Genomic DNA, 9,822 nt, shown 5'->3' with positions numbered 1-9,822 from the left:
CTCAAACGCTACATCGCCCGGGAGCTCTACCGGATCATCACCGCAAACGGCCTCGAACTCACCCCTCGACATCCATAGGAGCATCCCTTTCACGACATCCCCGCGACGCGCTCGCCGGCACGACTTTGCCGGGACCCTGTCACCGGAGGTCTTGAATGACTCATTCAAGACCGCGCGATCCGCGCTCGGACCTCGGCCGGACCGCGCCATACCAACCCGCCCCGAGCGGGCTAACGCACCAGTCGCCCCAGCACCGCGATCCCCTCCTCGATCTCCGACGCCGTCCGCGCCGCATACCCCAGCACGAGCCCCGGCCGCCCCGGCCGCTGCCGGTGCCACGACAGCGGTTGCACCTTCACCCCCTCGCCCAGCGCGGCCGCCGCCACCGCGACGTCGTCGACCTCGCCGTCGAAGGTGACCGTCAGGTGCAGACCGGCCGCCGCCCCGTGCACCCGCGCCCCAGGCAGGGACGCCGACAGCGCCCGGATCATCGCGTCCCGGCGACGCCTGTGCCGACCCCGCACCACCCGCAGCTGCCGCTCCAGCTCGCCCGTCTCCATCAGCCGCGCCAGCACCAGCTGGGCCAGCACAGCGTTGCCCAGGTCCGCGAACCGCTTCGCCGCCACCAGGTCGTCCCGGAACCGCGGCGGCGCCAGCAGCCAGCCCACCCGCAGCGCGGGCGCCAGCAGCTTCGACACGCTCCCCGTGTAGCAGACCTCCGGCACCATCGCCCGCACCGCCGGCACCGGCGCGCGGTCGTAGCGGTGCTCGGCGTCGTAGTCGTCCTCCACCACGATGCCGCCGTCGGACACCCAGCGCATCAGCTCGCGGCGGCGCTCGCCGCCCAGGACCACGCCCATCGGGAACTGGTGGGCCGGCGTCAGCAGCACCGCCGGGGACTGCAGGGCGGCGACGCGGACGCCGTCGTCGTCCACCGGGATGGGCGGGGTCGCCAGGCCGCAGTGGTGCAGGTGCTGACGCGCGCCCAGCGAGCCCGGGTCCTCCACCGCGATCTCGGCGATCCCGTGCTGCCGCAGCACCTCCCCCAGCAGCGTCAGCGCCTGCGCGACCCCCGCCACCACGATGATCTCGCCCGGGTCGACGCGGATCCCGCGGTTGCGCGCCAGCCAGCGCGACACCGCCAGCCGCATCGACGGCGCGCCGCGCGGGTCGCCGTAGCCGAAGTGGGACGGCTCCAGCTCGTCCAGCACCGCCCGCTCGGCGCGCAGCCACGCCGCGCGCGGGAACGCCGTCAGGTCCGGGACGCCCGGCGTCAGGTCGAGGCGGGCCGGGATCGCGCGGATCGCGTCGAACACCTCGACGCCGGGCAGCGGCGTGATCACCTTCGACGGCACCCGCGCGGGCGCGGGGTCCGGGGGCAGCACCGGCGCGGCGACCACGACCGTGCCCGCGCGGCCGCGGCCCGCGGCGTGCCCGTCGTCGATGAGCCGCTGGTAGGCCTCGGTGACCACGCCCCGCGAGACGCGCAGCTCGGCGGCCAGCACCCGGGACGCGGGCAGCCGGCCGCCGACCGGGAGCCTGCCGTCGGCGACCGCGGCGCGCAGCCGGCCGGCGAGCCAGTCCGCGAGCCCGCCGGGTGGCGCCTCACGGACGTCCAGCTGGAGGAAGTCCGACCCTATGGACCCCTCCGAAGGGCCCGCTTTGGCTCTGTCCACCGGACCATTGTCGCAGCACGCTGGGTTCATGGACACCACTTACGTGCACGGTTACGCCGCTCCCGAAGCCCGTCGCCTCGGCGACCAGGCCGACACCCTCGCCGGACTCCTGCACGCGGGGACGGCGTTCCCCGCCGGCAGCCGCGTGCTGGAGGTCGGCTGCGGCGTCGGCGCCCAGACCGTCCACCTCGCGGCCCGCAGTCCCGGCGCGCGCCTGACCGCGGTCGACGTCTCCGAAGCGTCGCTGAAGGAGGCCGCGGCCCGGGTCACCGGCGTCGACTTCCGCCACGCCGACCTGTTCGACCTCGACGGCGAGTACGACCACCTCTTCGTCTGCTTCGTGCTGGAACACCTGCCCGAACCGGAAAAGGCACTGGCCCACCTGAAGACCCTGCTGCGGCCCGGCGGCACGATCACCGTCATCGAGGGCGACCACGGCTCGGCCTTCTTCCACCCGCGCAGCGAACCCGCGCAGGCCGCGATCGACTGCCTCGTGCGCCTGCAGGCCGACGCCGGCGGGGACGCGCTCATCGGGCGGCGCCTGTACCCGCTGCTCGCCGGCGCCGGCTTCGCCGACGTCGTGGTCGAGCCCAGGACCGTCTACGCCGACGCGTCCCGGCCCGCCCTCGTCACCGGGTTCACCCGCGACACCTTCACCGCGATGGTCGAAGGCGTCGGCGAAACGGCCGTCGCGCGCGGTCTGGCCACCGCCGGAAGCTGGGCCCGCGGCGTCGCGGACCTGCACCGGACCGAGACCTTCCACTACACGTTCTTCAAGGCCACCGGGAGGACGTCGTGATCACCCGGCGGCTCGCGGGCAGCACCAACTTCGTCGACCGCGACCGCCAGCGGCTGGAAAGCGACCTCGCCGCGCTCGAACCGCGTCAGCCTGCCACGCGGTCCAAGGCCGCCAGGTGGTTGCGGACGCGGATCGCGCCGGGCACGCACTCCCCCGCGTAGCAGGCCAGCGCGCGTTCCCAGTGCTCGCGCGCGGCCACCGCGTCGCCGAGTCCACAGTGGACTTCGCCGAGGCCGCAGTGCGCGCGGCCCTGTTCGGGACCGCAGCCGGTTTCCTTCGCCACGGCCAGGGCTTCGCGGTAGTAGGCGAGCGCCTCCGCCGAGGCCCCGCGCGCGGCCGCGACCGCGCCCAGGCTGTTGAGCACGCGGGATTCGACGCCCCGGTCGCCGCATTCCCGTGCCAGGCCGAGTGCTTCTTCGAGGTGCCGGGCCGCTTCGGCGGGCCGTCCCTGCGCCAGCCGGACGTCGCCGAGGTGCTTCAAGGCGACGCCGCGGTTGGTCGGGCTGCCCGTCTCGCGCGCGATTTCCATCGCTCGTTCGAGGTGGTCCGCGGCTTCGGCGTACCGGCCGCGCGCGTGCTCGACGTCGCCGAGGATGCCGAGCGCGTACCCCTCGCTGACGCGCACGCCCATGGCCCGGAAGTGCTCCAGCCCTTCCGCCAGCGCCACCGCGGCTTCGTCGTGGTTCCCCTGCGCCGACAACGCGTCGCCGAGGTTCACCAGCGCGTAGCCCTCGCTGGTGCGGTCGGCGGTTTCGCGGGCCAGCGCCAAGGCTTCCCGGTGGTAGCCGGCCGCTTCCGCGTACCGGCCGATGCCGCGGCAGGAGCAGCCGAGCACGACCAGGACCAGGCCCTCGCTGGTGCGGTCGCCCGTCTTCCGCGCCACGGCCAGTGCTTCCGTCGAGTAGCCGATCGCTTCGGCGAACCGGCCGAGCGCGCGGCAGACCAGGCCGAGGGTGTTGAGCACGTGGATCTCGGTGCGCCGGTCCCCGGTTTCGCGGACGAGGACGAGCGCCTCTTCCAGGTACCGCCGGGCTTCCCGCGACCGGCCGACGCGCCAGTGACCGAGCGCGATCAGGGTCAGCGGTTCGGCCTCCGCGGCGCGGTCGCCGGCGTCGTGGGCCAGCGCCGACGCGTGCGTGTGCAGCACCAGCGCTTCTTCGTGGTAGCCGCCGACGTCGAGGTAGTGCCACAGGATCCCGGACAGCAGCCGCAGGTGGTCGGCCCAGCCGTGCCGGGTCGCGTGCGCGGCGACGGCGAGGAGGTTGCGCCGCTCGGCCTCCAGCCACGCCTGCGCCTCGATCACCTTGACGTCCGGGTCCGGCACGACCGGTCGCAGGTGCCGTTCCTGCGGCAGGACGACGTCCATGGCCTGCGCGGCGGAGCGGACGTAGCAGTCGAACAGCCGCTCCTGGGCCGCGTGGCTCTCGTCCGGCTCGGCCGCCGCGAGCTCGGCGGCGTACACCCGCAGCAGGTCGTGCAGCTGGACGCGGTCGGCGCCGGTCTGCTGCGCGAGGTGGGCGCGCACCAGCACGCCGGTCAGCCGCTCGGCTTCGGGCAGCGGGACGTCGGCGAGCGCGGCGATCGCGACCGGTGTCAGGTCGCGGCCCGGGTGCAGGCCGCAGAGCCGGAACACGCGCGCGGCGTCAGCGGGCAGGTGCCGGTAGGACCAGGAGAACACCGCGCGGACGGCGGTGAGCGGGTCGCCGCCGCCGTCGAGCAGGTCGAGCCGCCGCCGTTCGTCGGCCAGCTCCGCCGCGAGCGCGGCCAGCCGCTCGCCTTCGCGGCTCAGCGCCAGCTCGGCGACCAGCCTCAGGGCCAGCGGCAGCCGGGCGGCGTACCCGATCAGCGCCTCGGTGGCCTCGGATTCGTCGTCGACGCGCGGGCCGAGCAGCGCCCGCAGCAGGTCGCGGGCTTCGGCGTCGGTGAGCAGGTCGACGAGCACGCGGCGGGCGCCGTGCCGGGCGACCAGCCCGGGCAGCGCGTCCCGGCTGGTCACCAGCACCAGGCACGACGGCGAACCGGGCAGCAGCGGGCGGACCTGGCCGACCGAACCGGCGTTGTCGAGCACCAGCAGCATCCGGCGGCCGGCGAGCGCCGTGCGGAACTTCGCCGCGCGCTCGTCCGGCTCGGCGGGGATGTCCGCGCCGGGGACGCCGAGCGCGCGCAGGAAGCCGGACAGCGCGTCGCCCGGCTCGACCGGCCGGACCGTGCCGTAGCCGTGCAGGTCCAGGTAGAGCTGCCCGTCGGGGAACTCGGCGGGCGCGCGCTGCGCCCAGTGCACGGCGAGCGCCGTCTTGCCGACCCCGCCGGTCCCGGAGAGGACGGCGATGCGCGCGCCGGTGCCGTCGCGGTGCAGCAGCTCGTCGAGCTCGGCCAGCTGGGCGGCGCGGCCGCGGAACCCGGGCACGTCGGCGGGCAGCTGCGCCGGGACGCGGGCCGGGGGTTCCGGGCCGGCGAAGTCCTGCCGCAGCACCTGGTGGTGGGCGGCGCGCAGTTCGGGGCCGGGCCCGATGCCCAGCTCGTCGGCGAGCCGGCGGCGCACGTCCTCGAAGACGTCCAGCGCCGCGGCCTGGCGCCCGGACGCGGCGAGCACCAGCATCAGCCGGGCGTGCGCGGACTCGTTCAGCGGCTCCTCGGCGGTCAGCACCCGCAGCTGCACCGCCGCGTCCTCGGGCGCCGCGACGCCGGCGTAGGCCATCACGGCCTTGGCGCGCCGCATCGCGAGCGCGAGCCGGGCGGGGTGCTGGCGCAGGCGTTCGACGTCGGCGAGCGCCGGGCCGCGCCAGAGCGCGAGCGCCTCGCCGGGGGCGTCCCGCGCGAGGAGGGCTTCGAACTCCAGCAGGTCGAGCTGGCTTTCTTCGGCGGAGAGGCGGTACCCGCCCTTGTCGGTGGCGATGAGGTCCGCCGGCCGCAGCGCCCGCCGCAGCCGCGCGACGTAGGTGTGGAGCAGGTCCAGACACGACGGCGGCGGCTCGTCCCAGACGACGTCGACGAGGTCTTCGCGCCGGACGGTCCGGTTGGGCTGCAGGGCCAGCAACGCCAGGATCAGGCGCTGCTTTTCGGCGCCGATCTCGACCGGCTCGGCGCCTCGCGACACCGTCAGCGGGCCCAGCACGCCGATCCGCACCGGCTCGGGCGGGGCCTCGGCCAGCGCTTCCCGCAGCCGCCGTTCGGTTTCCGGGCGCGGCTTGCGGACGCTGCCGAGCTCGGCGTTGCGCACCGCGCGGAGGCTCAGCCCGGCACGCTCGGCCAGCTGCGCCTGCGTGAGCCCGGCCAGCACGCGGCGCTCACGCAGCCATCCGGCGAACGACGGGCCATCCTCCACAGGCGTCCTCTCCCGCGTGCCCGAGCGGAACGTACCCCTCAAGCATCACGATCGTGCCTCCCCACCTGTACCACCGAACGGCGAAGATAACCGTTTCCGCAGGTACCGACCGTGACCGCCGCGTGACGCGGCAGTACAGGCGCTCGTCCACCACGAGTTCCTAGGCTTTCTCCCGTCCGGTGGTGACGAGGGGTTCGCGGAGCAGCCGTCGCGTGGGGTACGACGGCTGCACCCGGGCCATCAGACGCCGAAGCGCTCCAGGAGGGCGCGCACGGCGGCTGGGTCCTCGACGTGGGCGTTGTGCCCGAGGCCGGCGAGGGTGACCGCGTCCGGGTCCAGTGCGCGCAGCTGCTCCGGGCGGCTCATGGGGTCGTCCTCGCCCGCCGCGAGCACGACCGGGCACCGCGCCGCGGCGAGCAGCGCCGGCATGTCCGGCGCGCCGACGCCGAACGCGGCCGGGTCCATCGCGAGCCGCCACCCTCCCTCGGTCTCGCGAAGCCCGGCCGGGTCCGCGGGCGCGATCCCGAGCAGCCCGGACACCTTCAGGTACGCCTGTTCGGCGTCTTCCCGCGTCTCGAACACCCGCGGCGGCTTGGCCGCGAAGCTCGCCGCGCGCCCGAGGTCGTCCTGGCTCCACTCGACCTTCACCCCGAGCGCCAGCACGCCCGCGACCTCGACGTCGTACTTCCCGGACGCCAGTTCCAGCGCCAGCACCCCGCCGAGCGAATGGCCGGCGACGACGTACGGGCCCTTCCCCGGCAGCGCGCGGGCGACGGCGGCGGTCAGCGTCTCGAAGCTGTAGTGCGGCAGCGGCGAGGACGGGCCGTGGCCGGGCAGGTCGGGCACCAGGACCCGGCGGGGCAACGGCGGGGTGAAGTGGGCCCAGACGGCGCCGGTCGCGCCCAGGCCGTGCAGGAGGAGGACGGCCGGTTCGCCCTCGCCGCCGGTGCGCATGTTCAGGGTGTCCATCCGCGCAGCCTCCCAAATTGTCGGTGGGCGCGGCTAGGGTCGGCGGCGTGACGATCACCGATCCGGACACCTACGTGCGAGGGGTCCCGTACGACGAGCTGGCGCGGCTGCGGCGCGCCGGCCCGGTGGTGCGCGTCGACGACTTCTGGGCCGTCCTCGGGCACGCCGAAGTGCGGCGGGTGCTGCGCGACCCGGCGGTGTTCTCGTCGCAGCTGGGCGGGACGCAGATCCGCGACGCGGCCGACCTCGCGTACGTGCGCCGGATGATGCTGAACATGGATCCGCCGGAGCACGGCAGGCTGCGCGGGCTGCTGACGAAGGCGTTCACCCCGCGTGCTGTCGCGAAGCTGACTTCGCAGATCGAAAGGTGGGCGCGGGACCTCGTTTCGGCGGTGGCCGGCGACGGCGAGTGCGACTTCGCCGCGGTGGCCGCCGATCTGCCGCTGATCACCCTGGCCGGGGTGTTCGGCGTGCCGGAGCAGGACCGGCGGCTGATGTACGACTGGAGCAACCGCGTGATCGGCTACCAGGACGCCGAGTACGCGGTCAGCTCGACGGTTTCGGTCTCGGAGGTGAGCGACCTGGCGCGGGCCGCGCTCGCCGTGCGCCCGTCGCCGGGGCCGGACGGCTCGATGCCGGATCCGCGGACGCGCGCGGGGATGCCGGATCTCTACGCGTACGCGAACGCGCTGGGCGAGTACAAGCGCTCGCACCCGGGTGACGACGTGATGAGCAACCTGATGCGGCACGTCGGTGACGACGGCGGGCGCGTCTCGCTCGCCGAATTCGAGAACCTGTTCTGGCTGTTTTCGGTGGCGGGCAACGAAACCCTGCGCAACGGCCTGCCGGGCGGGATGCTCGCGCTGCTCTCGCACCCCGCGGAATACCGGCGGCTGCTGGCGGACCGGTCACTGCTGCCGTCGGCGGTCGAGGAGATGCTCCGGTGGTGGACTCCGGTGATGCACTTCCGGCGCACGGCGGTTTCCGACGTCCGGCTGTCCGATGTGGACATCCGCGCCGGGGACAAGGTGGTGGTGTGGTTCTCTTCGGCCAACCGGGATCCCGCGGTGTTCCCTTCCCCGGACACCTTCGACGTCGGGCGCACGCCGAACGACCACCTCACCTTCGGCCACGGCCCGCACTTCTGCCTGGGTGCGCACCTGGCGCGGGTGCAGATGCGGGCGATGTTCAGTGCGGTCTTGGACCTCCTCGGTCCCGTCTCCCTGGCGGGGGACCCGGTGCGGCTGCGGTCGAACTTCCAGAACGGGCTGAAATCGCTGCCGATCCGGTGGTCCGGCTGATGGAGATCCGGGAGATGCGGGCGTTCGTCGCGGTGGTCGAGGCCGGGACGATGTCGAAGGCGGCGCGGCAGCTGCACCTCAGCCAGCCCGCGCTGTCCCAGACGATAACGGCGCTGGAACGGCGGCTGGGCCTCCAGCTGCTGGTGCGCACGAGCACCGGCGTGCGGACCACGGACGCCGGTGCGACGTTGCTGGGCGAGGCCCGGGCGGTGCTGGCGCGGCACGACCAGGCCCTCGCCGCGCTGGCACGCCACACCACGACAGGCGTGCTGCGCGTCGGCGTTCCCCTGGAACTGCCGCCGGAACTGCTGCCCTCGGCGCTGGCGCGGCTGGCGGCGGCGTACCCGGAGACGCGGGTGCAGGCCCGGCACCTGTCGTCGGTGGCGCAGGTGGCGGCGCTGCGCGCGGGCGAGCTGGACGTCGGGCTGGTGCGCGAGCGCCCGCCGGGGCCCGACCTGGACGCGGTGCTCGTGGTGGCGGAGGACGTCGGCGTCCTGCTGGCCGCGGACCTCGCGGAGAAGCTGGGTTCGCCGGTCCGGCTGGAGGACCTGGCCGGGCTGGAGTGGTTCGCGTTCGCCCGCGCGGGCAGCCCGGCCTGGTACGACGAGCTGGCGGCGATCCTGCGCAGCCACGGCCTCGACGTCGGCCCGGAGGTCCCGGAAGAGCAGCGGCTGATCGTCGAGCTGAAGATCCCGGCGGTCAACGCGGGCGGGGCGTACGCGTTCGCGCCGCCCGAGTGGCCGTACCCGCTGCCGGACACGGTGCGGTGGGTGCCGCTGGCGGGCACCCCGATCGTCCGGCGGACGTGGGCGGTCTGGCCCGCGGCGTCGCACCGGCGTGACGTCGCGGAGTTCGTCGCCGCTTTGGAGGACTATCGAGCGGACTGATCGCGGGCATAAGCGATGCCGAACGCTTCGCCGGAAGTCCTTGGCGGGCCTCGCGCTTGAACCCTCCGACCGGGGAGACACCCGGGTCTTCGGAGGAGTTGAACGATGAGTGCAGATCTGTCCGGGTCGACGGCGCTGGTGACCGGCGGGACGAGCGGCATCGGCCGCGCGACGGCGACCACGCTGGCCGGGCTCGGCGCCCACGTGGTCCTGTCCGGCCGGGACGCGGCGCGCGGAGCCGAGGTCGTGTCGGCCATCCGCGAGGCGGGCGGCAAGGCCGACTTCGTGGCGGCCGACCTGACCGACGCCGCGTCGGTCCGCGCCCTCGCCGACCGAGCGCGGGAAGCAGGCGGCCACATCGACGTGCTCGTGAACAACGCGGGCATCTTCCCGACCGGACCCACGGCTTCGACGGCGGAGGCGGAGTACGACCGCGTATACGCGATCAACGTGAAGGCGCCGTTCTACCTCGTCGCGGAACTGGCCCCGGAGATGGCCGCCCGCGGGCGCGGCGCGATCGTCAACGTGTCCACGATGGTCGCGACGCGCGGCATGACGGGCATGGCGCTGTACGGCTCGTCGAAGGCGGCGGTGGAGCTGCTGACCAAGGCGTGGGCAGCGGAGTTCGGCCCGTCCGGCGTCCGGGTCAACGCGGTCAGCCCGGGCCCGACCCGCACCGAAGGCACGGCGGCGTTCGGCGACGGCCTGGACGAACTGGCGGCCGCTGGCCCGGCGGGCCGGGTGGCGTCCCCGTCGGAAATCGCGGCGGCGATCGCCTTCCTGGTGACGGACGACTCGAGCTTCGTCCAGGGCGCGATCGTCCCGGTGGACGGCGGCCGCCTGGCGGTGTGAGCCTCGCCCGGGA

7 protein-coding genes are annotated in these 9,822 nt (G+C 74.5%); 4 read left to right on the top strand and 3 right to left on the bottom strand.

Annotated elements, in window-relative coordinates:
- Positions 1 to 230: 230 nt before the first annotated feature.
- Positions 231 to 1,676 (bottom strand): MocR-like pyridoxine biosynthesis transcription factor PdxR, encoded by a 1,446-nt coding sequence (pdxR, locus tag EIY87_RS06245; protein ID WP_125306654.1) that lies wholly within the window; start codon positions 1,674 to 1,676, stop codon positions 231 to 233.
- A 28-nt stretch (positions 1,677 to 1,704) separates the two neighbouring features.
- On the opposite strand from pdxR, the gene EIY87_RS06240 reads away from it, so the two are divergent.
- Positions 1,705 to 2,475, top strand: coding sequence for an L-histidine N(alpha)-methyltransferase (locus EIY87_RS06240; RefSeq protein ID WP_125306653.1), 771 nt, complete (start codon positions 1,705 to 1,707; stop codon positions 2,473 to 2,475).
- An 85-nt stretch (positions 2,476 to 2,560) separates the two neighbouring features.
- Here EIY87_RS06240 and EIY87_RS06235 read toward each other — a convergent pair whose 3' ends face one another.
- Positions 2,561 to 5,800, bottom strand: a complete 3,240-nt coding sequence (locus EIY87_RS06235) for a tetratricopeptide repeat protein (RefSeq protein WP_125306652.1) — start codon at positions 5,798 to 5,800, stop codon at positions 2,561 to 2,563.
- Positions 5,801 to 6,040: 240 nt separating this feature from the next.
- Positions 6,041 to 6,769 (bottom strand): alpha/beta fold hydrolase, encoded by a 729-nt coding sequence (locus tag EIY87_RS06230; RefSeq protein ID WP_125306651.1) that lies wholly within the window; start codon positions 6,767 to 6,769, stop codon positions 6,041 to 6,043.
- A 47-nt stretch (positions 6,770 to 6,816) separates the two neighbouring features.
- Here EIY87_RS06230 and EIY87_RS06225 point away from each other — a divergent pair, with 47 nt between their 5' ends.
- From EIY87_RS06225 to EIY87_RS06215, 3 genes are all read left to right on the top strand, one after another.
- Positions 6,817 to 8,070, top strand: a complete 1,254-nt coding sequence (locus EIY87_RS06225; protein WP_125306650.1) for a cytochrome P450 — start codon at positions 6,817 to 6,819, stop codon at positions 8,068 to 8,070.
- On the top strand, positions 8,070 to 8,957 hold the full coding sequence (locus EIY87_RS06220; protein WP_225439742.1) for a LysR family transcriptional regulator: 888 nt from the start codon (positions 8,070 to 8,072) through the stop codon (positions 8,955 to 8,957). The genes EIY87_RS06225 and EIY87_RS06220 overlap by 1 nt, the downstream gene beginning before the upstream one ends.
- A 105-nt stretch (positions 8,958 to 9,062) precedes the next feature.
- The gene (locus tag EIY87_RS06215; protein WP_125306648.1) at positions 9,063 to 9,809 is read left to right on the top strand and encodes an SDR family NAD(P)-dependent oxidoreductase; all 747 of its coding nucleotides are present in this window, start codon (positions 9,063 to 9,065) and stop codon (positions 9,807 to 9,809) included.
- The last annotated feature ends 13 nt before the right edge of the window (positions 9,810 to 9,822 follow it).

It is taken from the genome of Amycolatopsis eburnea (assembly GCF_003937945.1).
Lineage (GTDB): Bacteria > Actinomycetota > Actinomycetes > Mycobacteriales > Pseudonocardiaceae > Amycolatopsis > Amycolatopsis eburnea.
Note: the sequence above shows the minus strand (reverse complement) of the source record. Positions and strands in the feature narration are given on the sequence as shown.